Genomic DNA, 26309 nt, shown 5'->3' with positions numbered 1-26309 from the left:
TTAGATTAACCTCTGACAGGAACACTCATTAATGAACCGTCAACCTCCGTGACAGGTCCTAACGGAGAAGATGCCCGTTCTTCCAAATGATATTTCAATTTCAAAGCCCAAGTACGAATTAACCCTTCGTCCACCTTACTCAAATCGGGTTGTGCCGCTGTCATCAATTCCCGAAATTTCTTATCGGAATACCCCCCTAAATAATAAGTCTCGACATCAGGAGTCCACCACGAAGGTTTTGCAACATTATCATTTATCTTCAAATGCATCCGGCGATAATAACGATCTCCCAGTTTAAAATTTTCGTTTTCAGCCAGTTCCAAACATAGGGTAACCGTCTTCTGCTGCAATTCCGGGAAATTTTTAAGTTTCACGTAGAAAGTATCCAAATGGCTCATCGCCTGAAACTCGGGTTGAGGCAAATCATAAAATTTAGTGTCAGCTGTTGTCCCTTCTTTATTCACAGAAAGAGAAATAGCCTCTTTCTCCAGCAGAGGATCTCCTGTAAACCGAACCGCAACAGGTAAGTCGTATTCCTGCAAATTTCCCAAAAGGAAAAACGAAATCATAAGTGTATCCGCCTCTTTATTCACAAAAGAAATATATCCATCTGATTGATACAAATCAATATTGTCTGTTGAACATCCGATCATCCCCAACAAACACAATGCTAAATATAAATATCTTTTCATAATTTCTTAATTAATAGATTTTCTGACTATCCGGGATTCCCAATACAAATACCTTATTGCTGGGATTAACTGCCGCACCGACACTCAAAATAGATTTGTTCAATCGTTTATACATGAAGAACAACTGCCCCTCCCCTATAAATTCCCGGCGAGCGTCATTAATCAAAATATCCTGTAAATCACTAATTCCCAAAGCAGAGCTCACTATACGCTTGCACCCTCTAGCCCTTCTCAATTCCTGTAATAATTCAAAAGCTTTTGCTTGATCTTTTTCATACAAGCACTCGATCAAAATATAATATATTTCGCTCATTCGCAAGTTGGGTAATACACGTCCTTCCCCGGAATCTATCGAGAATGAATTCACTCTTCTGTATTTTAGAGAGGTATAGGTCGTCTCCCAGTCCTCCTTCTTCTCCAATAGATAATTTTTACGATAATCATCTCCGTCATTTTCAAAAATTTCATCCACACCTTGAATCATCATCGGGTCGCCCCAATATACCGTATAATCAGCATAATTATCCAGCAAGTCAAAATTATAGAAAGCAAACAAACAATCAGACAAATGCTTCTTACATCGATATGTCAAATCATCTGTAAAGTCATAGGGAGCATTATATTTAAACCATTTTTTACCAAACACGAACTTATTATAAAATTCCCATGCGTATTGATAAGCACGTTCCTTATCTCCCTTATAAAGGTACACGCGGGCCAACATTCCCAAAACTGCACAATAATTCATCCGCATTCCCCGGTAATTCATAAAAGTACCACCTTGAGCGGGCCAGAAATTACCGTTAAAACGAGCATCAAAACTAGACATGGCCGACTTGTTAAACGAAGTATCGCATAAAGCAAGATAGTCTTTTGCCAATAACAAATCCTTGATGACCTCCTCCAACGCAGCCGTCACGCCGAGATTCGTTTTAATCTCCGAAGGCCATTCTGCCTGATACGGAATTAAGGGAGTTTCATCCTCCGTCACCGGAGCCGGAGCGTAAAGACGAATAATATCAAAATGGAAGAATGCTCTCAACGCTAACGCTTCCCCGGTAATCACATTTTTAGATACTGTATCCAAAGTAAATAACGAGGGAGAAGCATCACTTATCTCATTCAATAGTAAATTACAATTAGCAATTAATTTGTATAGCCCCTCCCAAACCGCGGTAACAATAGGTTTCGTGTATTCGTTGTCATACGTGTATTCAGAAAAATAAGATTCCGCCTCTTGTAGTGATTCCGGATTATAAGTCTGAGAAATAGCTGTTAACATACCCCAAGTCAGATTTTTACCATACAAATCTGAAACAGAGGCTCCTTGATATATACCATTCAATGCATTCTGGAAGCCAATTTCGTCAGAATACAATTTTTCCTTACTTATTTGACTCTTCGGTGTAATTTCCAGCCAATCATTACATGAAGCTGTCAACACGAATAATAATAATAAAACAATATTTCTTTTCATAATCAACACTTTTACGATTAAAAGCTAACATTCAATGTCAAATCATATACTCTGGCATAAGGATAGGATGTCCCTCTTTCTTGTTTTACCGTTGAAAAATGAGCCAATCCTGTCGTATTAAATTGTAACTTCAAAGTGTTTATTTTTAACTTCTTAATCCAATTGCCTTCAAATGACCATGAAACACTCAATGAATTAAAATCAAGGGTATTATATTTTTGAACAAAACGGGAAGTTGGACGAGATACTGCCGAACGGTCTGCAATATTCTTCAATGGAGTACGGTCGCCGATATGCATCCAACGATCGGAATAAACTCGTTTATCCGCATTATGTCTCCATAAATCCACACTTTCAATATGAGTAGGGTAAGTATCATTGTAGCGTTCTCCCCCGAATTCATACATGAAAGAAGCGTAAACAGATAATGATTTCCACATGAAGTTAAAACCAAATGAACCTTTAGCATCGGGCTCAGTGTTTCCTATTATCTGTTGCTCGTTTGCTTCCCAATCATAGGTAATTGTTCCGTCCTTTCTCTCAAATACTTCCTGCCCGCTAGACGGATCAATCCCCAAAGACTTCATTCCGAAAATGGAGGTTAACGAACCACCTTCTTCATATTTCATAAATGGTTTCGCATATTTCTCGTCACTGGAATTCCATTGATTATAACCTTCGTAATGTTCATTTACTTTATCGTTATAATTACTCAATGAATTGGATATTTTCAATATCTCATTTTTATTGTGGGAAAGATTGGCAAATACTGAAAACAACATATCTTTTTTATTCAATATATCCGAACGTAACTGGAATTCAAAACCTGTATTTTTGATTTCTCCCAAATTATCAAAATATTTATTGAAACCGAATGATGACGGAATATCGATCTCCGTGATCATATCCGTGGTTTTCTCGTGATAGTAAGTTGTTTTCAAATAAAGCAAACCTTCTTTCAACGTGATTTCCACTCCTACATTCGTGGCATTTTTCACTTCCCATCCCAGTGTGGTGTTCCCTAAAGCCATTAATTGTACGCCCATTCCCGTGATGTACCAATTCTTATCATAGATTTCATAAATATCTTTGGCCGCATAGGGTTGGAAATTTACCTTACCGGTTTGTCCGAAAGAAGCCGTAAGCTTTAACTGAGAAATCCATTCGTTATCATTTAAAAATTTATAACGATGTACATTCAAACCAACTCCCGCAGACCAAAATGGAGCCCACTTTTTATCCGCACCAAATTCAGAGGAACCGTCCAAACGACAAGATACATCACACAAGTAAATATCTTTATACGAGTAGTTCATCGTCAGAAATGCTCCAAATAAACGAGTATGATTATCCGTTTCCTGTGTTTTTCCATCTTGCTGCTGGGCATACATGATGGAATTCAAACTTCCGGAAGGGAATCCCTTGTAAGCACTTGAAGTACTGTAATACGTCGTTTCGGTTGTATTTAAGCCCAATGTCCCTGTTAAATAATGATTGCCGAAAGTTTGGTTATACATTAACAACAAATTCGTGGTCCAGTGAAAATCCTTACCGTCAGAAACAGCTAAAGAACCTTTCAACTCACCAAGATCATCCCTCACGTTTGCGAAAGTACCTGATTTCGGATCTATAAACGTCTTTGAACCTTCTACTCTTTTGGTCAACGCCAATTGGGCTTTCAATCGGAAAGCATCTGTAATATACCAATCCAACATAAAATTATTCGTGAATTCCTCATAATAATTCTTGTCGAAATTCTTTGTTTCCTTCCCCTCGAACATCGGATTCACGGGAGGATTACCACTACCATACATTGTCAAAGTCGGCAAGTAGTGTCCCGTTTCATCTTTCATCTCGTTATAGGGTAACTGTTTCACGAAATCGGCAAAACTACCAAATGGAGAATTCTTCGCATTTACCCGATCATAGGAAACATGATTACGTATCTGCATATTTTTCAAACGATAGTCAATATAAAAACCGGCTCCCACCCGATTCCGGTATGATTTCTTCATCACCCCGTTCTCGTTATCGTACCGAAGTTCTATCCCATAACGTACAGCATCATTACCACCATCCACGTACAAGCTGTGCTTGTGATTAAAACCGGTTCTCAACGGCTGACTCAGCCAATAAGTATCGACTCCTTTATTGATAGCATTCATCTTATCAATATAGTGGGCGTAAACCTCTCGAAGTGATTGCTGGTCATTCACCTCGTAATATCCGGCAGCAACCTCCGCATCCAATTTTTCCTTTGCATCAAAATAATCATAGCTGGATAAATCCGGGGTTGTGATACTACCAACTAGATTATAACTCACATTTAACTTCCCGGCTTTCGGGGCTTTCGTTTCAACAACAATGACACCATTCGAAGCCCGGGAACCATAAATAGCTGTTGCTGCCGCATCTTTCAATATCGTGATACTATGAATACGGGTTGGGTCCATATCATAGATTTTTTCAGCACTCACGTCAAAACCATCCAAAATAAAAATAGGTAAGTTGGGGTTATTTTTTAACTTTGCTTCAGAAACATCCGAGACATCCAATTCTCGAATACCGACACCCGATTGTCCCCGAATATAAAACTCCGGTATGGTATTGGGATCCGACCCCATCAAATTATTTTCCATAATCCGAAATGAAGGATCAAATACTTGTAAAGCCGATATCACGTTACGATTCCCAACCTTCAATATATCTTTCCCCTCTATTCTGACTGCCGTACCCGTGTATGATTCTTTTCTAACATTAGCGTATCCCGTCACGACAACATCATCGAGGCTCTCTGCTTGTTCCATAAGCACCACCAACAAATCAGTTTTCCCTTCCAGAATATTCTGATCTGTGATATCTTTCAATTTCACCTCTTTTGGCTCCATGCCGACAAAACGGAATTCTAGTGTCAAATCTTTATTTTCAGGTAACACCAAAGTAAAACGCCCCGCCGTATCAGTAGCACACCCCACAAGTGTTCCTTTAATCAAAACAGTCACCCCGGGAAGTGGAAGCCGCTCTTTATCCAGCACACGCCCTTTAATTTTTTTCTGTTCGGTTTTCGTCGATTCAGATTTAGATTTCACATTCTGAATAACAATTGTTTGATCTACAATTTTGAACTGCAAATTCGTTCCTTTCAACACTTGTTTCAAAACATCTTGGACACTTGCATTCTTTACATCTATACTCAGATGTAATACATCAGCTACCTCGCTGTAACTATACAAACAAGTATAATTACCTTGAGATTCAACTGCCTTTAGTACTTCTATCAATGAAACATTATCCATCTTCAGATTAAACAATGTTTCCTGTGATTTCACTTCAGCTCTGATCTGGAGAACTGACAACAAGATAAATAAGATTGTAAACCTCATCATAATAGAACATTTTCGAAGACCACATCTATGGTCTTTGTAATTGAACTTTTTTTTCATACATTTGTAATTCAAATAAATACTATTTTTCCGGACATTCTCCGGGAGAATTAAACAGGTGATATTGAGAGTATTACCTGTTTTTTTTATTGGCAATCCTTTATAAAAACATCATTTCCTTTTACTTCGATATCAATTTTGTTTATTAATTTCAACATTTCAATCACTTGTTCCAAGTCACCATACCGTTTGATATTTCCGGTAAATAAAATATCCTTCACGGCTTGATCTTCATAAGAAACATTAATGTTATACCATCGGGATATTGTATTCATTATATTTTCCAAACGTTCCTTCTCGAAAACAAAACGCCCCTCTTTCCACGAACAATATAAACGAACATCAACCATTTCCACTGTAGTTTCTCCGTTCTCTTTATTTAAACGCAACTGTTCATTAGGCTTCAAATAAACCTCCTTTTCGGATTGATTAAATGCAATTTTTCCACTTACAAGAGTTGTTTCCAGAAAAGTTTCGTCCTGATAATCCCTAACATTAAAAGAAGTCCCCAAAACTTTAATATTTCCGCGATCAGTATGAACAATAAAAGGGACTGCCGTATCCCGAGCTATTTCGAAATAAATCTCCCCACTCATGTAAACATCCCGTTGTCTTTTATCAAAATTCTCCGGAATACGAATTTCTGACTCCGAATTCATTGTCAAAATACTACCATCACTTAGTGTCAACGAATACTCTCCGCCCCGTGGTATAGTAATGGTATAATAACGCAAGGGAAGTGTATCGAGTTCCTCCTTCTCCATGGAAACTACAGGCAAAGGCTTATTTGTAATATAATCCAAATAAGATGTATTTGAAATATCCACTTTCAAACCGTCCGGTTGGGTTAGGACAGCTTTACAAGTCCCAGGCATTATCTTTTGTGCTAAAAATACAGGAACTTCTTCTTTCTCCCGAGTCAAAAAAACGATACTTCCAAGCGTAAATAACAAAAGAATAACTCCGACGTAGCGATAAAACATGATTCTCCGTCTACGTCGTACGGCTCTATATGTTCTCTCCACGAAAACTTGATAGGCTTCTCTAAGATCATGTTCCTTTACAAATTCAAATTTATGAGCCACAAAAATCTCCGAATGATATTTCTTGTATAACTCCATATGCTCCGGAGACTCTTTTTTCCAACAGTCCAATTCTTGTTGCTCTTCTCCACTAATTTTCCCTGTTAGCTCTAAAGCAATTAAATCTGCAATGTGATTAATATATTGAAATCGTTCCGTCATTTTATTTTTTTATTAAATGACACGGAACAACAAGAAAAGTGACAAAAAATTAAAGAAAAATCAAAAACAATATCAAGAAAGGATGATCCAGATGCTCTCTCAATCGCTCTTTTCCTCTCTTTTTCTGCTGTTTGACAGCATCTAGCGTGATACCCAACCTTTCGGCAATTTCTTTGTCACTCAATCCATCTAAATTCAGGTTTATTACCACGCGATATTTCTCCGGAAGTTCATCGACAGCTTTTCTCAACCGAATAAAAATTTCTTCTTCCAACAAAACATTATAAAAGAAATCTTCCGTGACCATCTCTGCTTTATTTCTATACCCCTCCTCAACTTTCTTGTTCCGGATATAATTCAAACACCCGTTCTGAACCGAACGATACAAATAAAAACGTAAATCTGTCGTGTGCAGAAATTTTTGAGGAGTACTCCACAATTTAAAAAACACATCCTGCACGATATCTTCCGCCACTTCCCGTTCCACGTATTTACAAGCAACTGCCAGCAATACATGAAAAAACTCTTCATACAAAGCTTTAAATGCTCCCTCATCCCCTCGGGCAATTTGTTTGATCAATAAATTATCATCCGTATTCATTTGTACACCTTCACGTAACTTGTACAAATATACGACTTAATTTGAAATACCAAAACCTTCCCATAATTTTGAAAACACTTTGACAAAAGAAGGAGGCATCCGAAATTAACGGACACCTCCTTCACAAAACACATCTACGGTCTTCGAAAATTATTTTCTCTTTCTCCCGATCAAGAACATGATGCACCACGCCAGAATGGAAAGCGGAATCAACCAGATAAAGAATAGCTGAAGCCAGAACATTGAATCCTGCGGGATGTTGACATTATCATCCGGTGGACGCACCCGAGCAGTTTCTATCGGATATTCTCCATAAGAGAGGCTGCGGAACATTTCCGTGATCATGCTAAAATTCGCACCGTTCAATCCAGCCCGTTGGGTTGATAATTCTTTCGTGGACAAACAATCGGCATCACCAAGCACGAATATCCGTTGCTGCGGTTTATCCGGTATATCCCGTGTCAAATATAGCATGACCGAGTTGGATTGCTCGATTTCTCCTTTTTCCGGATTCAATTGGGAAGTTTCATTCACAAAATCCGTTGTTTCATACTCAAGCCAAGAGCCCCGGGGAGAAGTTGCCAATACTTCCGAAATTTCAAAACCTTTGTTCCCATCCACCACTTGAACGGCACACGCCGAAGGGGTTATTACGGTATATCCCCGTCTTATCATATCCATAAAATAGGGCGAAGCTTTTAACGCTCCCTCCATGACATTCACGGCAATAATATCATCTAAATATTCTTTGGACGGAGCTACCAGAATTCCATCAGAAAAACGCAATCCCAACTTCTCCACCACGGGGTTCATGAATATCTGGCGTTTCGGTTCCCCTAACACAATCAAATTACCACCCCGCTCCACATAAACATCATAATTCGCTTGTTCTTCCGGGGTAAAAGCTGATTTCATATCGGCAAGAACCAATACATCCACGTTATCCGGAACGGACTCCCCAAGCGTCAATTCCCGAACTTGATAACCTTGGTTAATCAGTGCACTCCGGAACGTCGGATTCTTGGCAAAAGCGGCATATCCCCGATCCCCGTAATCGTTACATTCACGTTCCCCATGTCCCTTGACAAACGCTACCAGAGGTGATTTGCCGACCAACGTTTTTAATGCCGCCGTGATCTCACTCTCGAAGGGATGGACATACATATCATTATAGATACGCAAAAATGCTTTTTGACCGTTATCCCGTTTGAAAACCCGAACAAAACGTCCGTTTTCTTCCGAGATGTCATCCATTTTCTGTACTTCCTCCGCAGAAATGAACATTTCCGGGTTATAATCGTACCCCTCGCATACTTTTTTCATTCGTTCTTCCACGGACAAATCTTTGTACACCTTGTCATAGTGCTGGTTTGTACCCTTCCCGTAATAATACACGTAATTGATTTTCATCTCGGGTTTGAAGCGCACGTAGTTCTCGAAACGCTCCATATCGTAATTTTTAGAATCCGGAGCACCGTTGTACCAAGTATCATCCAATAAATTCACGTATGTCGTCAAGGTCAGCCCCCCGTCCAGTTGTTTCACTATCTCCTGACTATTCTCTGTAAGGGTATTCAATTTCGTCGCTGTTGCATCGTAATAAACCATCATTTGAGGACGTGAAGAACCATATCCTGCCAATAACACCATAGCGAAAACAAACAAGTAACTACCGGACGTCCGCCACACTGTCCTCTTCAACCGTTCCCCTTGTAATTTAATGAAAGTGAATGCCAAAAACATGAAAATAACCAACACGAAATAAAAAATATCCCGGCTACAAATCATACCTTCCAAAAATATCTTCGAGCGACCGGAAATGGACAACCAATAAGTCAAATCCCGCACGAAGTCAATATTTTGCCCGACTCCGCCGATAAAATTCAGCACGGCTAGTACCGCCAAAGTCCCGATTGCCGCTACAACTTGATATTTCGTGATCGTGGACATAAATAAACCGATAGCCCCATAAGCGCATACCGTAAGAAACACACCTAACAAAGCCGTGAACATTAACGGAATATCCGGGTCCTTTATCGTGAATACCGTGAAGAACAAGGGAATCAACAATATACATACCAAAATCAAACCGTAAACTACAATCGAGAGATATTTTCCCAATACAATCTGCAAGTTTGAAACCGGAGATGAATAAAGCAGTTTGATAGAACCGCTGCTCAACTCCCGGCTCATTAATCCCATCGTTAAAAGTGGGATATACAAGTAGAGATAATTCAACATTTGTGTAAATACCCCACCATACCCTGCCAATAAAGACCTCGTCAAATAATAAGGTCTGTATCCCATCGCCAGATCACGCAACTGATTAGCATATTCATCACAATAAGCCAATCCTGCTTGAAAAGCAAAAACAATCAGTACCATCCAAGCTATCGGGGAAAAGAACAGAACTCTCAGTTCTGTCTTCATTATTCTTGTTATTGTCCTCATCAATATAAATTCTTTTAGAATGATTTTCCAGATAATTTAGCGAATACTTTATCCAAAGACTCTTTTTCCAAAGATATCTCTCGCAGATGCCAGTTATTGCTAATCGCTTTATTTACAACTCTCCCGACAATAGCGGTATCCCCATCCGTGAAGTGTAAACGGATACGGGTTCGTGTCAATCGCTCCACCCGCTCCATGCCTTCTATACTTAAAAAATCGGCATCTTCTTTGGGGGCATTGTGCATAATCACCAATAGCACACTGGGTTCCATGTAGTTATTAAAATCTTCTATCGTTCCTTTAAATACCGTATTTCCATGTTCAATCATCATGATATAATCACATGTTGCCTGTACTTCCGGAAGTATATGTGTCGAAATCAATACAGCCCGTTCTTCCGCTATTCCCCGAATCAAATGACGAATTTCCATGATCTGGTTCGGATCCAACCCGTTCGTGGGTTCATCCAGAATCACGAACATCGGATCATGGATAATAGCTTGCGCTATCCCCACGCGTTGCTGGTATCCCCCGGAAAGATTACCAATCACCCTTTTGCTGAAATGAGTGATGCCACATTTTTCTTTAGCCCGTTCCACTGCAGCCGGAATATCCGCCTTCGGCATCAAACGAATATCAGCACAATGGTACAAGTATTCATCAACAGTCATATCCATGTGCAAAGGGGCTTTCTGGGGTAAGAACCCGATAAACTTCTTCGCCTGAATCGGATCTTTCCGAAGATTTACCCCGTTGATAAAAACATCTCCTTCCGTCTGAGTCAATACATTGCATATGATATTCATGGTCGTGGACTTACCGGCTCCATTGGAGCCCAACAAGCCAAACACTCCTTTCGTTTCAATCTCGAAATTTATATCTCTGATAGCCCAATCCACACTATAACGGTGTGAAAGACCTTTCACTTCAACTATTTTATTTGCCATAACTTATTTATTTCCGTTTCCTACGAAATATTACCACGATTCCTAACATACAGATAAGCAAAGGGAAAACACACATGCTACCCCAATTTACCCACGAACGGCATCCTTTCGGAAGACGCAGGCTGGTATCTATATAATCCGCTCTTCTCGTGTCAACAGGGAATTGTTCATTCGACAACCAACGGAATGAACCATTGATAATACTGTAATTGGATGCACTAATTCCCGTGAACTGAGAGGTCAACGCTTCGTTAGCCACCACGTCGGCATCCCCTGAAATCACGATCCGCTGTTCTTTATCACCGACCTTTCGGCTTAACGTGACCAACACGGCATGTACTCCTTTTTTCTCTCCCGCTTCCGGGTTATACTCAAACTCCCCGTCAACAAAATCCGTTGTTTCTTTCTCGATCCAAGCATCCTGATCTGAAACCAATACCGGAGTCACCTCAAAATCTTTAACGCCGGAATAATCAATCGCCTGTGTCGTGGGTAAGGCTACCACGTAATCATATTTCTGCAATTTCTCGTATGTCGGATATTTCTTCGCCGCTTCCGGGGTAAAGAAACCGACAAGTACTGTCGGAGAAGTGTATTCATTTTTATTCACCACCACGCCTTCTTCAAATTTAACACCTAAAGACGCAACCAATTTATTCATATTCACTTCCCGGTTATATTCACCTAAAATAAACAAGTTCCCTCCTCTGTCAATATATTTCTGAACGTTATTCATTGCCACGTCAGACAATGGTTCCCGCAGGTCGGATATAACCAACACTTGGATCGAATCGTCAATTTCATCTTTATCCAAATCTATTGTTTTCGTGTCGAAACCATTGTTCAACAACGATTGACGGAACCACTTATCCTTGGCAAACAGGTAAAATCCTCTTCCCCCGTAATTATCCATTTCCCGCGAACCGTACCCCGTGGAGAAAGCAACCATCGGTGAAGGTGAAATAAAACGTTTCAAAGCAGCTGAAATCTCCGCCTCATCCGGATGTTTATTATTATCATTGAACATTCTTAAATAAGCCTTTTGCCCGTTCTCCCGTTCCACGATGCGTAGAAACCTGTTCAATTCCGGTTTTAAGTCAATCACTTCCTTGATCTCATCCGGCGTCATAAACATCTTTATATCCAAACGGTTCGCTTTGCATAACAGATCAACCCGTTCGTCATCCGTCTTATTCGGGTACCTCCATTCCAGACTCGGGTTATTAGCCTTATCATAGTAATAGACGTATTTCATTTTTATATCTGGCTTAAATCGGAAATACTTTTCAAACCGTTCAAAATCCTTGTTCCTGTTACGGGGTAAACCATAATAAAAACTCTCGTCCAACAAATTGACATAAGTCGTAATCTTCAAATCTCCTTCCAAATTTTTAAGCACTTCCTGACTTTCCTTGGAAAGCGTGTTTGACTTCGTGTACGTCGCATCATAATAATATTTCATCGAAGAAAGCGAGGAAACGTACCCCAAGGCTATTGCCACCACAACAATAGCGCTGTATTTCATCACCTTTGTCTTGAAAGACATAATACTCTTTTCCGTGTTCAATTTCAGTATGGACAACGAGAGAAAGAAACCGATGACAATCAAGAAATAAAGCACGTCGTCACTTGCCATCAACCCCTCGATAAATGAATCCGAACGCCCGGTGATAGATAACCAATACGTGATATTACGCACGAAATCATACTCCTGTCCGACACCGCCTATAAAATTCAAAATTGCAAGTATCGCCAATGTTCCAATAGCCGCAACCACCTGATATTTGGTAATTGACGACATAAACAATCCTATCGCGGAATAAGCCAGTATTAATAAATACAACCCCAGCATTCCGGTAAGTATCATCGGGTAATCAAAGTTCACGACGGTAATCGCGGCAAACAACACAAATACACCCAACACTGCCATTAATGCCAAACCATATATCATCATCGACAAAAATTTCCCCATGATAATGGAAGCATTCTTTACCGGGGAAGAATACAAAAGTTTGATCGACCCACTCTGGTATTCCCGACTCATCAATCCCATGGTAATTAACGGGATATACAAATAAATATATCTTTGAATAGGAGGTAATATACCCTTCATCCCCACGAACACGGCAGAAGTAACCTGCCACAAATCATATCCCATATCCTGATATCGGATTTGCTCGCCAAACACCCGGGCAAAAGCCATCCCGATCTGAAAACCGAATATCACTAAAACAAGCCAAGCCACCGGGGAATAGAACATCGAATTCAACTCGATCTTCGCTACGCGAATAGCAGTCTTTATATTATTATTCCATTTCATCTTACTCCATATTTTTTGTTTTTCCTGACAATTGCGCGAATATTTCATCCAAAGAACAACGTTCTACCACCAAATCTCTTAATTCCCAACCATTCGCTTCACTTGCTTCTATATATTTTTCCGTGATCCCGCTATCTTCTTTAAAATAAATCCGGAAACATCCCGGTTCCAATTCCTCGATACCTTTATTCTCACACAAAGAAGACAAGACAACTTTACCGGGAGAGCGTCCGAGTTTGATGACAAAACTCTCGGGAGCGATATAATTGTCAAAATCTTCCATGCTGCCGGAAAATACCAATCGCCCGTGCTCTATCATCTTGATCTCGTCACAAATAGCCTGCACCTCCGACAGGATATGCGTGGATAACAAAACAGCATGATCCTCCGCAATCTCCCGGATTAAATTCCGGATATCCACGATCTGATTCGGGTCTAACCCGTTCGTGGGCTCATCCAATACCACGAACTTGGGATTGTGCACAATAGCTTGCGCGATCCCCACCCGCTGCTGGTAACCGCCCGATAAATTCTTTATCAAACGATCCCGAAAATGGGTAATGGCACAACGTTCCAAAGCTCGCTCAACAGCCCCGGGTACCTCCTCGGCAGGCATTAACCGCAAAAAAGCCGAATGCTTTAAATATTCTCCCACGGTCAAGTCCGTGTACAACGGCGGCTGCTGAGGTAAAAAACCGATATACTTTTTGGCTTCAACCGAATCCTCCCTCAAATTAATTCCGTTTATAAACACATTCCCTTCAGTCTGATTCAATACCCCGCAAATGATATTCATGGTAGTAGATTTCCCCGCTCCATTCGAACCCAACAAGCCAACTACCCCATTTTCAGCTATTTCAAAGTTTATATCTTTGATAGCCCACTGCACAGAGTACCTGTGGGACAAATGTTCCACTCTTACAATAGAATTTTCCATACGATACAATTAGTGATTTACATACAAATACGTTTCCTATTCTGCATTATACTCTCGTGTCGAAGTTTGAGAAACATCTACAATTTCTCCTCCTACGTTAAACACCGATTTTTTAATTATAAAAGGTTTATTTTTATCTCGAATATCCACTCTCATAAAATCTCCGTTAGCCAATCCGACACCAAATTCTTTATGCCTAGAAGAAGATAAGTCATAATGTATCGCTGTCACTTTATCGTCAAAAGTCATAAACACACCTTCTTGATTATTACTTCCACAATCAATATAGCGCAATTCATTATCCTTAGTGTAAAAAATAAACTTTCCGTAACTCCCCGGACTATTGGCAGATGTTATTAAAATTTTATTCGCTTTTGTCAATTGTACCGGGCATTCCACCTCTTTCATATAAGAATTATTCAGTGCATTGGCAAAATATGTTGGAGGATTGTTATCCAGAACAAAATCAGCAATATAAGTTTTACCGGCTTTATTATAAAGCATCCTGAACAAGTTTGCAGTATAAGGACTTAAATATTCTTCTCCTTTTTCACTGATAGCCAAGACTTCTACATCCTCACCCAAATCCCAAACAGGAACGCTATGTCCGGTACCGGCAGGTGTTATCGGGAAAACCGCTCCCAAAGGAGTATACCACTGATTAATTGACAATACTCTATGATTCTTTCTGTCATAAACTAAACGATGGGAAGTCCACGTTGCCGTCTGACCATTAGCAATAAAATCTATCTCATATCCCTTAGCATCCACCTCATACGGTTCCGTCAAAAACTTCCCGCCTAAATAATTATCGGAAAATAACCGACGGAAAAGACGACCGTCTTCTGCCACCAAAAAAGTCAGCTGCTTCGTATAATAGGCATCAACAATACTAAAATTCACCGGAGTTCCATCCAGAAACTCATCTTTCAAATCACTTGCTTTCTTGAGACTTTCATTACTGACCTCATAAGCGACTTTATCCGTAAGAATCAACGTGGCACCGGAATAAGCAGATAGCGCAGGAGCGTGATGATCTAATAATTTCCGTGGACTCCCGGGTATCGGCTCTCCATTCATCATCCGATAAATCCCTATCGTATTTTCAAAAGTCGTATCTACTTTATTTCCGTTATTCTTTTTCGTCATCCGCTGGTAAGAAAGTTTTGAATTTCCTCCGTCTTTAGAAAGAATCATCCAATTTCCTTTACCATATCTAGGAATAAAATTATATAACACAAGAGTCATATACTTTAATCCCGTCGAATTTTCCGTTATACTATAACTCCCGGTCAAATGTGATGACGGAAATTCCGTAAGCCCGAGCATTTCCATCGCTTCATCCGTGGGAACATTAAAATCTTTTTCCGTACATAACACCACGCCATTCACTTTCCATTCAAAACTCAAATCAGCCATTCTCTCCAACGAATCCGGCGTATCAAAACGGAATTCCCCTTTCATAATTGTAGTTTCTCCCTCGTAACAATACATGTTATTGGGGTATTTAAAAAGAAAAGTTGGAGATGATTCAGGCAAATAAGTGTAATTTCCCTCATCTTCAAAACACCCTGCCATAAACAATGCAACAAATAATGTTATGTATATATATTTGGTTCTCATAGGACATCTAATTAAAAATTATAAAGCAACTTTCATGGGTTCTCCATCTTCATCCAAAATCTCCGAATCTTGATTCAATAGCCAATTTTTAAATTCCAGCGTCAATTGAATAGCTCTATCGGGACGCTCGGCGATTAACTCCTCACTCATCTCCGCTTTTTTATCAATCTCATTCAAAAACAATTTATACTTCTTATCAGAATAAACTCCTAACAAATTATTTACGACCTCTTTATTCCACCATGTTGGTCTGTCTGTTGCTGTTGTCAAGATCAGTTTAGCCCGAGTCCGTTCAATCTGTCCCAATTTCAAATACTCGTTGGGTATAATTTCAACAACCAAAGTAACTCCGTTCGGCATGGACTCAATCCGGTCACTCCGGTGAAATTTTATCTTGATTACATCACGCACATCATTAGAGTCTTTGTTCACTGTATTGGTGTGAAAAACATACGCCGGATCTATTGTATATTCCTCCGGGTTAGCCGTAGTTTCCTCCTCTACCACTTTCAATTGAAATTCTCGATTCTCTTTCAACGTATCCCCGGATAATAATACGGTCAAGGCTGCTTCAATATCCTTGGTTCCATCGGGATAAAAGAAAAAAGAAGCTACAGTGGAATCAGCCTGCGCCAAGCCGGGATACACTTCATCGATATAGAACTTCTCGAAATAAATTTCATTCTTATCAGTAAATATTTCAATCTCTCTCCTGTCACACGCCCCGAACACGACAGCCAACAGTAACATAAATATCACATATTGTTTTTTCATCTCATTTTGTTTTTAAATTTTACATAGATTGGCTTGCCGGCATAGGAACAACAGCTTCCTGCCGTTTGAAAGGACGTTTTACGCCTTTTCCGAAATCGACATCCGCATTCAATCGTTTATAGAGATAGAACAATTGTCCTTCAGAAATCCATTCCCGACGAGCGTCAATAACCAACTCTTTCACAAAATCTTCCCATTTATCAAAAGAGATATCATCCCAACATCCTCTAGCCCTGCGAATCTCGTTCAAAATATTAGCAGCCTCTGTCCAATTTCCTTTTCGAGCATAGCTCTCCGCCATGATATATTGCATTTCTGTGCCCCGGATAACAGGAAGTATCGTCACATTCTTTTTACGCATCGCTTCATCTTCATGATAGAACCATTTACCGGAAACGGGATATATGTCTTGTGCCAAGAAAATCATTTTCGAGTAACGAATGTCGTTGGTGGATTCATCACTACCTTTTGAAGATTTAAAAATATTATCTGTCCGCACAACAAAATATTGTCCGACGAAACCTGTAGATTCTTTCAAGAAATACGTACTTAGGCTCAATTCGTCATAAGCTTTCGCGTTATACACTGCAAATATCAGATTGTCGACCAGACGCAGGTTGGACTTACCCTCAAATGTCGAAACCCTATTATCTGTCCCGTTCGTTATACCCGTGGTCTTGAATTCATAAAATGTAAATTTATCCCACTGGCTGGCTTCATATTTAAATTTCAACACCGCATCTGCTGCTTCAAAAGCATCATCATATCTCTCCGCGTATTGGTATGCGCGAGCCAACAAAGCCGTTATCGAATAATAGTTTAATCGATAGCCGCGTCCCTTGAAAAAATCCGTCAACGCACTAGGCTTACTCCCTAATTCCGTGTAAGACGGGAATTTATTATAAAACCGGGCATCCCCCGTACACACGGCATTCATCGCAAGTGCTGACGTATCAAAATCAAACACAAGTTCTCTCGCTTGCTCCAAATCGGTTATAACCTTATTGATACACTCTTTTACTGATATTCCTGCTGGTTGAATATTAGGATATTGCTCTACATAAGGAACATAATTTGCCCCGTCATCGCTTATCGGAGCGGGAGCAAACAATCGTAACATATCAAAATGCATCAACGCCCGACACGCGTAAGCCTCTCCTAATATCATATTGCGCTCCATTGCCCCGAATTCAAATAATTCAGGAGTTGTATTTTCCACTAAATTCTGAATCAGGTTATTTGCATTGGCAACAACATTATAAGCAGCCATCCAAGTTTTTTCGATACTTGCTGCCAGTTGTACCTGCCCGTAATTCATCTCTCCACAAGCTTGAAATTCTTCCGCCCTATTATTTTCAGGACTAAAATCATATTGCTGAGAAAAACCGTCCAACATCGCGAATGACAGATTCTTTCCATACAGCGATGACTTTCCCATATTCTTGTACAATCCGTTCAATGTAGAACGATAACCTTCCGCCGTACTAAAGATTTGCTCTTCCGTGGCTTGCGTCACAGGCTTCAAATCCAACCAACTTTCACAAGAAGACAGGATAAAAGCTGTCGCAAACAATAATAATTTTATACGTGTTTTCATCTCTTTATTTTTTAGAATCCGACATTCAAGGTTAAACTATAATTTCTGGCATAAGGATAACTGATTCCCCGTTCCTCTTTCACACTTGACCAACGTCCCAGATCATTCGCGTTAAAACGTATTCCCAAAGAAGCCAAATGCCACCTGCTAATCAAATTAGTGGGGAAGTCATATCCCATAGACAGACTATTAAAAGACAAATAATTATAATCTTGCACGAAACGGGAAGTCGGACGAATATAAGGATTCGCTTTCATATCATAATAAGGCACCCTGTTTCCCGGTTGTCTCCAACGTTCAGCCAATACCCGTTTATCCACATTTTTATTTGTAATATCGGCATTTTCAACCCGATTAATCAAAGTCTCATTATAAGTCTGTCCACCCCATTGGAAAAGGAAAGAGGCATTCAAGAAAAATCCTTTATAAGATACATTTAACCCGAAAGCCCCTTGAGCATCCGGAGTCTCGTCGCCAACAACAACCTGATCATTGGCATCCCATGTATAGGTACTGGTCCCGTTCTTTTTAATAAACTTTTCCTTACCGTTAGACGGATCTATTCCGGCAGAACGAACGGCATAAATTGCTGTTGTAGAAGCCCCCACCATGTATCTTTTTAATGGAGCACTCCGTAAACCGATATAATAACCACTTTCTGCCCGGTCATTATAATTCTCATCCAAAGCCTTATTGTAAGCCTCCGCCGCTTTACCTAATTTAGTTATTTCATTACGATTGGATGCAACACTACCGATAACTGTTACCATCCAGTCTTTATCCCTATATAGTGTGGCTCTTAAATCAACTTCCACACCTTTGTTCACAACAGTCCCCGCATTCGAATAATAAGTTGAAAAACCCGATGATTGGCGTATTGAAGTTTCATCAATCATATCTTCCGTTTCCTTATGGTAATAATTTACCTTCACGTCCAACAATCCATTCCATAAACCGAATTCAATCCCGGCATCAAGAGTGTTAGTCGTTTCCCACTTCAATTTCTCATTTCCTAAATAATAAAGATAAGAAGCAGGTCCCGTGTAATACCACGCGTCACTATCCATTGAATAAGTAGTTACTGCCGTATAAGAAGGAAAATTCACCTTACCGGTACTTCCGTATGATCCGCGAATCCTTAACAAGGTAATCATTCCCATGTTTTTCAAGAAATCATAGTTATGAATATTGATACCGGCACCCACAGACCAAAAAGGAGCAAAACGCTTATCCGCACCAAATTGAGAAGAACCATCCAAACGCCATGATCCGTCAAAAAGATAAATATCATTATAAGAATAGTTCACACTAGCCAATAAACCGAACAAACGAGAGTTCGTTTCATCATGTTTTGTTTTGTCCTTTTGCTGAGCGGCAAATTCGGAAGAATGTACCGTTCCCATAGGAAAGCCCTCAAAAGTCATACTATTCGTTGAAGAGTGGGATTCCACCGCTTCAATTCCGGCAGTTGCATTAATAAAATGTTTTTTAAACTGACGATTGTACAGAAAAAGACCTTTTGCCGTCCAACTGTAACTTTCTGTCAAAGCTCGATCCAGTCGTCCCAATTCGTCAATAGTATTAAATACTCTTTGCGTGTCGAAATACGGGTCCCGAGGGTCCTTAAACGTTTCTGTTTTGGTATCCGTTTTCGTGATACTAAACTGTCCTTTAAACTGCAATCCTTCCGCTAAATACCAATTAATATTAAAATTGTCTATCAACTCGTTATATCTGGTCTTTCCACTATAACTATCTAATGTAGCACTGTATAACGGATTAGCAATATCACGACCTAATAGAGGTCTGTACGATTGTATCAGTTTACCCTCATCATCATGAATTCGCCAATAAGGCAACATATCAACGTAGGTACTAAAATTTCCATAAGGAGAATTTTGAGAACGGGTTGAATTATAAGAAACATAATTACGTATTTGCAATTTATTATAGCGATAATCCAAGGTTAATCCTGCCCCCATGCGATCCCGATATGACCCCTTCATCACTCCCCCATTCGTTTCATATTTCAAATCAACCCCATAACGAATACTTTCAACACCCCCTTCGACATATACACTGTGTTTATGATTAAACACATTCCGCAGAGGTTGAGCCATCCAATCCGTGTCATACCCTCTTAACACTTGTTGCAACAACTCATTATATTTCATCTCGTAATCCACAGCAAGAGACTCATTATCTGGACTATACACCCCACACAAACGTTCCAATTCAAGTTTCTCTGCGGCATTACATACATTATAATCAGAAAGATCCGGAAGATCTAAAGAGAATGTTCCATTATAACTCACCATCAATTGTCCCGGTTTGGGTGCGATTGTCGTGATAACCACAACACCATTCGCGGCACGGGATCCATACATTGCCGTGGCCGCAGCATCTTTCAATATAGTAATCCCCTCCACCCGGTTCATATCCATATCATACACTTTCTGCACGTCTACTTCAAAACCATCCATAATAAATATCGGGAGATTCGGGTTATCCTTCAAATCGGTATGTTGTTCTTGTTTCATTTGTTCTACATCCAACCCTTTCTTCATACCGATACTCGATTCACCCCGAATATTAAACTCAGGCAATGCGTTCGGGTCAGAACCCCACATCGAATTTTCCCGGATGCGAAAAGAAGGATCAAACACCTGAAGCGCACTGATAATATTCTTATTATTCGTTTTCATTAACTCACTCCTTGTCACCGCAGTCGCGTTTCCCGTGAAACTCGATTTCCTGATATTGTTGTACCCCGTCACGACCACTTCATCCAAAGCCTCCACGTCCTCTTCCATCATCACGTTAATCTCCTTCTGATTCGTCACCTTCACTTCCTTGGAAATCATACCTATAAACGAGAATACCAGCGTGATGTCTTTCTGATCCGGCAACGTGATTTTATACACTCCAGCCGTATCCGTCACCACACCTACTGAAGTACCTTTGATCAACACTGTGACTCCCGGAAGTGCTTCTTTTTTATGATCCGTGACCTTTCCCATGATCGTCTTGGCTTCCTTTTTCTCATCCTTGGGAGCCTCCTTGATAATAATCATGTCATTCTCGATCTCCGCGATAAATCCGGTACCTCTCAAAGCGTTTACAAGGACTTCGGACAACAAGGCATTCCGCATTTTTACAGTGATATTATTCACCGTTTTGATCTTGTTATAATCATACAAGAATCCCATGTCGCACTGACTTTTGATAACGGTAATCAACTCCTCGATTCCCGCATTCCTCAAATCAACCGTGACCCGTTGATTTTGTGAATGAACGGCGGCATTCAATCCGAAATTAAACACCAGCAAAAAGATACAAAGCTGTTTCATTAATAAAATCATTTTTTTACACCACCTTTTTTTGAAAGGCGTGTACATTTTACCTCTTTTTTTCATAGATTTGTGTTGTAAAAATTAAACAATCGAATAAGCTTGCCGGCTTATCGTGTGACAGGGGAATATTGCCGTATTCTCCTGTTTCATTTTTCTATCTCATAACTTGTACTACTTTTTTATCTATTACAAATTTCACATCACTCGTGCGTTCTATCAAACTCAACAAATAGCTGAAATCACCGAATCGTTTTATTTCTCCCGAGAACATAACATTCTTCACGTCTTCACTCCGGTAGAAAACTTGAAAATCATACCAACGTGCCAACGTGGTAAGAATATCTTCCAAACGCTTTTGCTTGAACACGTACACACCATCTTTCCAAGCAACGTATTCCGCCACATCCACATTCCGTTCCGTCACCACACCGCTTTCCTTATTAAAAGCAACTTGCATCCCCGGTTGTAAAACATAGCTTTTATCCGTTTTTCTAAAATTGACTTTCACTTTTCCCGAAACCAAAGTCGTATAGTCGCTCACCTCACCCGCGTAACAAGTAACGCCAAAACTTGTTCCCAGAACAGTGATATCCTGTTCTCCGGCATGAACGACAAACGGTCTTGCCGTATCCCGCTTTACCTCGAAATAAGCCTCACCCTCCAAGTACACTTCTCTGCACTCTCCGGCAAAAGCAACCGGGTAATTCAGCCGGGAAGCAGAGTTAAGCCACACCCTAGTCCCGTCCTCCAGTTCTATCTGGTATTCTCCCCCTCTCGGTACACTCAATTTATTATACACGATTTCTCTTGTGCCTTGTTCTTCTTGTGGCGACACGTAACTCAATCTTGTACTATCCGCAATAATCCGATTTCCGGTTTTCTCTTGAAGTGAATAATGTTTCTCTCCCAGATAATACACTGACCCATCCGCCAACTCCAATACCGCATTATTCTGCCCGGGTACAATCTTTTGAACGACAGATTGTATTTTGAGATCCGAGCGTTTATACGTGTACAAAAACAAACAACAACCCAACACGACAGCCACAGCCGCCGCAATTCCCGCACTCCAGATAAAAAAACGCTTCTTCTCTACTTTTCTCTGCTTCTGCATCCGGTTTTCAAATATCGACCATGCTTCCTGTAACTCGGTCTTCGACAACTCCCGTTTTTCATCCCGTAGCAACTCGTCCCGTATCTTCTCGTAATAACGACGATGTTTCACGTCTTCATTCAACCACGTGTCAAAAACCTCCTCCTCTGCCGGAGAGAGAAGTCCTTCTATCTTTCGATATATTAACCGGGTTGATATTTGTCTGTTTCCCATAATTCAATGTTCAAATACACCCCTATAACGGCTTGCCCCTTGTTTTGTGTGACAAGAATTTTATTTTTTTCGGGAAAAAATCATTTTTCACTCGTGTAAATTATTCTTTTAGCCAAACCCATTTCACTGCATCGGCGGTTAACTCTTGAGAAATAACTCTATCGTTCATTTTTATTTGCTCTTTTCTATCCCTGTCACTTAAGGTCACTCTCGCCTCTTTCGTAAAATCAAACACACCTAAAGAGATCCATCCCACGTCATCTCCATTCACGAACGCCACCACCTCATGCTCCCCGTTTCCGTCGAAAATGGAGTAATAAAACTCTTGTTTTCCATCCATATCGATATACGTTGGTTTTGCATGATGAAAAAATACTTCATATTTACCCTCTCGAGGCAATTCGGTACTCCATTCCACTTTTTGCTTGCCTGTCCCCGCCTGCTTCACATACGCGCTTCGAATGGGATAACCATAAAAACCGCCATTTATCACGGGAGTCCATGTAGTTTGACGAGAATATTTGGCATCATATTCAGGACGTTCTTCATCTTTTCGCAGCAAAGACAAGAGATTAAAATCTTTTGACTTCACCACCCTGAAGCCGGAATCCTCATTATCAACGATAATCTCATCCGCATTTCTATTTTGAAAGAAAACGGAAGAATCGACACGAACCACACGAGTCGCAGTATCCACCCATCCTCGAACATCCTTCTCTAACGACAACTTCCAACTATCCGGAAGATTTTGTGCCAAAGGTGCTTCTATACGATAAAAATTAAAATTCTTTCCTCGCCCCCTTGCCGTGATCATCCTCCCTTCGTGCGGTGGGATTGTCCATACCCGCAAATCAGTTGTAGCAATAAGCCCCGGCACATCACCTCGGTTAAACACTTTAAAACTAAACATCACGTCGTCATCCCTCTCTCCGTACTCGATTGCTCGTGCATCCCGGATGTCAAACAAAGGCAACCGATTGGAGCCATACCAGCGCTCAGCGAGAGAATCCAGACGCAAACCGAAAGATTGATAAAATTGTTGACAATACTCTTCCCAAGCCACCTCTTTAAAACTATTTTTCTTCAAAATGTCATGATGAAATTTGAGGAATGAGTCACTTTTGACATTTAACATGATAGACATACACAATTCTTCGCTTTTCTTTTGAATTATATTTCGCAACTCTTCCGGGGATAACGACCTATCATGCAACGCATCCTTCAAACTTCCATGTTTCAAGTATTCTATCACGTCAAAATTATTCTCTTCAAAATAAACAATACTCCGTTGACAACGAAACAACGCGTAATTCATAGCTTCATTGATTAGTGGTATCTCGGCAGAGGAAATAAAAGTCGTTTTTCCGCGGAATGCAGGTCTTATATTACAACTTCCTTTCCCGAAAATCGGGTCAAACGTCTCGTACTTGAACATCCTCATTACTCCTTTTTTCTCCTCTTCCCCCTTTGGAACCTCATACCGGTAATTTCTCACGGAATGTAATTTTTCCGGAAGAAACACAAGACCGGCCTGTTCTCTTTCCCCGGTTAATTGCATCAAATCGGGGAAAACATGATAGCTACATGGTACTTCCAAAAGGGTAAACCACCGGTACGGGTAATGACTGATTCGGTCAAAACCTTTCCTCGCGAGAACGATTTCAAAAGCCTCATTCAAATCTCTGGAACTGTCTTTCAACTTGTACACCATCGCCCAATCTTCCTTCGTGAATTTTTCATCAAAACTCAAGCACTCCTCTTGTTCCAATATACTCTTCATATCTTTCAATTTCATCATAATCTCTTCATCAGGAAAATCATATCGTTCGAGAAGATACTCGTGTCCCGGATGATAATAGAGTGTCAATCGGGTCGTATCAAACTTAAGACCCAGTGCGATCGTTATTGTCCGCTTTTTGTAATTACCAATACAAAGGCTAATGCCAGGCATGTCATGAGTAAAACGGAACGAAGTTACCCCTTTTCCCTCTTCAATTGTTTCTCCTTGGGCTATCGCGATTAACGCGGGATCATGCTCCACCCTTAACGAATACCGGGTAAAATTCAAATCCATTCCTCCCGAGGCTCCGTACGGGGGAAGTCCCACGGGATACCACAAACACTTCGGGGGCAACAATTTGTACCCTCTCTCGCAAAAGGCTGAAGTATTACCGTGACGAAAGATCCCGCTGGCATTCACGTCCGGGGAATAATACTTGTCGGAAGATACGTCCAAATAACAAAAGGCATTTTCAATATTCCCCTCGTAATCAATCAAAACTTCCAACGAATCGCCGGGAACCAGTTTTTCGTCCACAAGCACAGCCTGATGCTCCCTCCGGAAAGAAACAGGCTGCCCCTCCACCTTGATAGAAGTAACTTTCAAACCCGGATTCAAGTACATAATCAAAGGCATCTCGCCCGAAGTCCTATTCTCAACGGTCATCCGGCTATTCACGGAAATCCCTCCGTCTGCAAGTTCCTTCACGTGCAAGTCATTGCTTGCCACCCGAATCTTGGAATCTCGTTCATATTTCTCGTACACTCCCCTGTAAACTTCTCTTAACTCCTCTTTTTTCCCGTACCGACCAAGATAAATAAACGCTCCTCCCGCAGCAAACACGAGTAAAATGCAAGCAATGCTTAAACAGACTTTCCGAGTCCACACATAATTAAAGATTCTCGGGTAAGGAATAATCGAGAACACCGCGAAACTACCTCCCGTCAACAAAATACTTCCTCTTTGCAACAAATAATTTCCCGGGGCCACGTGTCCCGTGAAATCTGAAAACATATTCGGGAGATAACGGGCGCAAGGATCCAACACCCCATGCAAAAATCCAGCCCCTAAAAAAGTTATCCCGCCCAGTAACAAAAACGACACAATTAAACTTATCCCCGGGTTACGAGTAACCCGGATTACAAGACAAGAAAAACCAATAAAATAAACAGAGGCGGGTAACGTAAGAGTGATCCAATAGAATAAATAATAAAACAAATTAAAAGACCCGGGATACAAGACAAGATTAAAAAAAATTGAAGTCAGGAATAAAAACCAATTGAGCAGGGTAAAAACAAGCAATAGCCCCAAAGCATACCCCGTAACCATCTCGCTGTTCCCCTGTGAACGAACGTACAACGCATCTCTGGTACCCATGTTTAGCATTCTCCAATCGTTCACCACAAAACACACGATAAAAAGTAACTGGATAACATTAAAGTAATAAGCACTTTTAAAAGGTATTGCCGAGGATAAGGCCAGAGAAGTCCAATCCGGAGCAAATTGCAACGCATGCTTTACCGAACCGGAATCACAGCTTCCTAAAGATGTGAACTGGTAAAGGATAAGCCCACAAATTGCCAAAACCAGAAATAATCGAAACAAGATACTCCTGCGTGCACGTTTAAATTCGTACAATGCCTCAATCCAAATGTTACTTTTGTTCATGCTTTTGAGTTGTTTATAAAAAAGTACAAACTTGTCTTCTATACTCCCCTCCTTGTTTCTCACAATTCAATGTTC

The 26309-nt window shown here is 40.4% G+C and carries 15 protein-coding genes; all 15 read right to left on the bottom strand.

Translation table 11 applies throughout. From position 1 onward, the window contains the following. Window positions 1-5 precede the first annotated feature (5 nt). The 15 genes from L0M98_RS07500 to L0M98_RS07430 all read right to left on the bottom strand — a co-directional run bounded on the left by L0M98_RS07500 (window position 6) and on the right by L0M98_RS07430 (window position 26234). Window positions 6-692 (bottom strand): DUF4843 domain-containing protein, encoded by a 687-nt coding sequence (locus L0M98_RS07500; RefSeq protein WP_186977719.1) that lies wholly within the window; start codon window positions 690-692, stop codon window positions 6-8. A 10-nt stretch (window positions 693-702) separates the two neighbouring features. Continuing rightward, window positions 703-2169: a RagB/SusD family nutrient uptake outer membrane protein gene (locus tag L0M98_RS07495; RefSeq protein ID WP_227215349.1), complete on the bottom strand. Its 1467-nt coding sequence runs from the start codon at window positions 2167-2169 to the stop codon at window positions 703-705. Window positions 2170-2186: 17 nt separating this feature from the next. Continuing rightward, window positions 2187-5555: a SusC/RagA family TonB-linked outer membrane protein gene (locus L0M98_RS07490; protein ID WP_227215350.1), complete on the bottom strand. Its 3369-nt coding sequence runs from the start codon at window positions 5553-5555 to the stop codon at window positions 2187-2189. Between the two features lie 143 nt (window positions 5556-5698). Then, window positions 5699-6856: a FecR family protein gene (locus L0M98_RS07485; protein WP_227215351.1), complete on the bottom strand. Its 1158-nt coding sequence runs from the start codon at window positions 6854-6856 to the stop codon at window positions 5699-5701. Between the two features lie 49 nt (window positions 6857-6905). After that, complete coding sequence (locus L0M98_RS07480) at window positions 6906-7484, bottom strand: RNA polymerase sigma factor (protein ID WP_222621209.1); 579 nt, start codon at window positions 7482-7484, stop codon at window positions 6906-6908. Between the two features lie 123 nt (window positions 7485-7607). Beyond that, complete coding sequence (locus tag L0M98_RS07475; RefSeq protein WP_227215352.1) at window positions 7608-9908, bottom strand: Gldg family protein; 2301 nt, start codon at window positions 9906-9908, stop codon at window positions 7608-7610. A gap of 14 nt (window positions 9909-9922) precedes the next feature. After that, window positions 9923-10855 carry an ABC transporter ATP-binding protein gene (locus L0M98_RS07470; RefSeq protein WP_227215353.1) on the bottom strand — a complete coding sequence of 311 codons (933 nt, stop codon included), beginning with the start codon at window positions 10853-10855 and terminating at the stop codon, window positions 9923-9925. A 7-nt stretch (window positions 10856-10862) separates the two neighbouring features. Continuing rightward, window positions 10863-13175: a Gldg family protein gene (locus L0M98_RS07465; RefSeq protein ID WP_227215354.1), complete on the bottom strand. Its 2313-nt coding sequence runs from the start codon at window positions 13173-13175 to the stop codon at window positions 10863-10865. A 1-nt stretch (window position 13176) separates the two neighbouring features. Then, window positions 13177-14112, bottom strand: a complete 936-nt coding sequence (locus L0M98_RS07460) for an ABC transporter ATP-binding protein (protein ID WP_227215355.1) — start codon at window positions 14110-14112, stop codon at window positions 13177-13179. 36 nt (window positions 14113-14148) lie between these two features. Further along, window positions 14149-15735, bottom strand: a complete 1587-nt coding sequence (locus L0M98_RS07455; RefSeq protein WP_227215356.1) for a PKD-like family lipoprotein — start codon at window positions 15733-15735, stop codon at window positions 14149-14151. Between the two features lie 18 nt (window positions 15736-15753). After that, complete coding sequence (locus L0M98_RS07450; RefSeq protein WP_227215357.1) at window positions 15754-16509, bottom strand: DUF4843 domain-containing protein; 756 nt, start codon at window positions 16507-16509, stop codon at window positions 15754-15756. Window positions 16510-16528: 19 nt separating this feature from the next. After that, complete coding sequence (locus L0M98_RS07445; RefSeq protein WP_227215358.1) at window positions 16529-18106, bottom strand: RagB/SusD family nutrient uptake outer membrane protein; 1578 nt, start codon at window positions 18104-18106, stop codon at window positions 16529-16531. A gap of 11 nt (window positions 18107-18117) precedes the next feature. Further along, a complete protein-coding gene (locus L0M98_RS07440; protein WP_227215359.1) occupies window positions 18118-21522 on the bottom strand; it encodes a SusC/RagA family TonB-linked outer membrane protein in 3405 nt (1134 codons plus the stop codon). A 91-nt stretch (window positions 21523-21613) separates the two neighbouring features. After that, on the bottom strand, window positions 21614-22786 hold the full coding sequence (locus L0M98_RS07435) for a FecR family protein (RefSeq protein WP_227215360.1): 1173 nt from the start codon (window positions 22784-22786) through the stop codon (window positions 21614-21616). Window positions 22787-22886: 100 nt separating this feature from the next. Next, window positions 22887-26234, bottom strand: coding sequence for a golvesin C-terminal-like domain-containing protein (locus L0M98_RS07430; RefSeq protein ID WP_227215361.1), 3348 nt, complete (start codon window positions 26232-26234; stop codon window positions 22887-22889). Between the last annotated feature and the right edge of the window lie 75 nt (window positions 26235-26309).

Origin of the sequence: Butyricimonas sp. DFI.6.44 (assembly GCF_022132345.1) — a bacterium.
Classification (GTDB): domain Bacteria; phylum Bacteroidota; class Bacteroidia; order Bacteroidales; family Marinifilaceae; genus Butyricimonas; species Butyricimonas muris.
Note: the sequence above shows the minus strand (reverse complement) of the source record. Positions and strands in the feature narration are given on the sequence as shown.

What these genes read in the sequence shown, in the direction of transcription:
- L0M98_RS07500 (WP_186977719.1), bottom strand. Translation starts at nt 692, where the DNA reads ATGAAAAGATATTTATATTTAGCATTGTGTTTGTTGGGGATGATCGGA.
- L0M98_RS07495 (WP_227215349.1), bottom strand. Translation starts at nt 2,169, where the DNA reads ATGAAAAGAAATATTGTTTTATTATTATTATTCGTGTTGACAGCTTCA.
- L0M98_RS07490 (WP_227215350.1), bottom strand. Translation starts at nt 5,555, where the DNA reads ATGATGAGGTTTACAATCTTATTTATCTTGTTGTCAGTTCTCCAGATC.
- L0M98_RS07485 (WP_227215351.1), bottom strand. Translation starts at nt 6,856, where the DNA reads ATGACGGAACGATTTCAATATATTAATCACATTGCAGATTTAATTGCT.
- L0M98_RS07475 (WP_227215352.1), bottom strand. Translation starts at nt 9,908, where the DNA reads ATGAGGACAATAACAAGAATAATGAAGACAGAACTGAGAGTTCTGTTC.
- L0M98_RS07470 (WP_227215353.1), bottom strand. Translation starts at nt 10,855, where the DNA reads ATGGCAAATAAAATAGTTGAAGTGAAAGGTCTTTCACACCGTTATAGT.
- L0M98_RS07465 (WP_227215354.1), bottom strand. Translation starts at nt 13,175, where the DNA reads ATGAAATGGAATAATAATATAAAGACTGCTATTCGCGTAGCGAAGATC.
- L0M98_RS07460 (WP_227215355.1), bottom strand. Translation starts at nt 14,112, where the DNA reads ATGGAAAATTCTATTGTAAGAGTGGAACATTTGTCCCACAGGTACTCT.
- L0M98_RS07455 (WP_227215356.1), bottom strand. Translation starts at nt 15,735, where the DNA reads ATGAGAACCAAATATATATACATAACATTATTTGTTGCATTGTTTATG.
- L0M98_RS07450 (WP_227215357.1), bottom strand. Translation starts at nt 16,509, where the DNA reads ATGAAAAAACAATATGTGATATTTATGTTACTGTTGGCTGTCGTGTTC.
- L0M98_RS07445 (WP_227215358.1), bottom strand. Translation starts at nt 18,106, where the DNA reads ATGAAAACACGTATAAAATTATTATTGTTTGCGACAGCTTTTATCCTG.
- L0M98_RS07440 (WP_227215359.1), bottom strand. Translation starts at nt 21,522, where the DNA reads ATGAAAAAAAGAGGTAAAATGTACACGCCTTTCAAAAAAAGGTGGTGT.
- L0M98_RS07435 (WP_227215360.1), bottom strand. Translation starts at nt 22,786, where the DNA reads ATGGGAAACAGACAAATATCAACCCGGTTAATATATCGAAAGATAGAA.
- L0M98_RS07430 (WP_227215361.1), bottom strand. Translation starts at nt 26,234, where the DNA reads ATGAACAAAAGTAACATTTGGATTGAGGCATTGTACGAATTTAAACGT.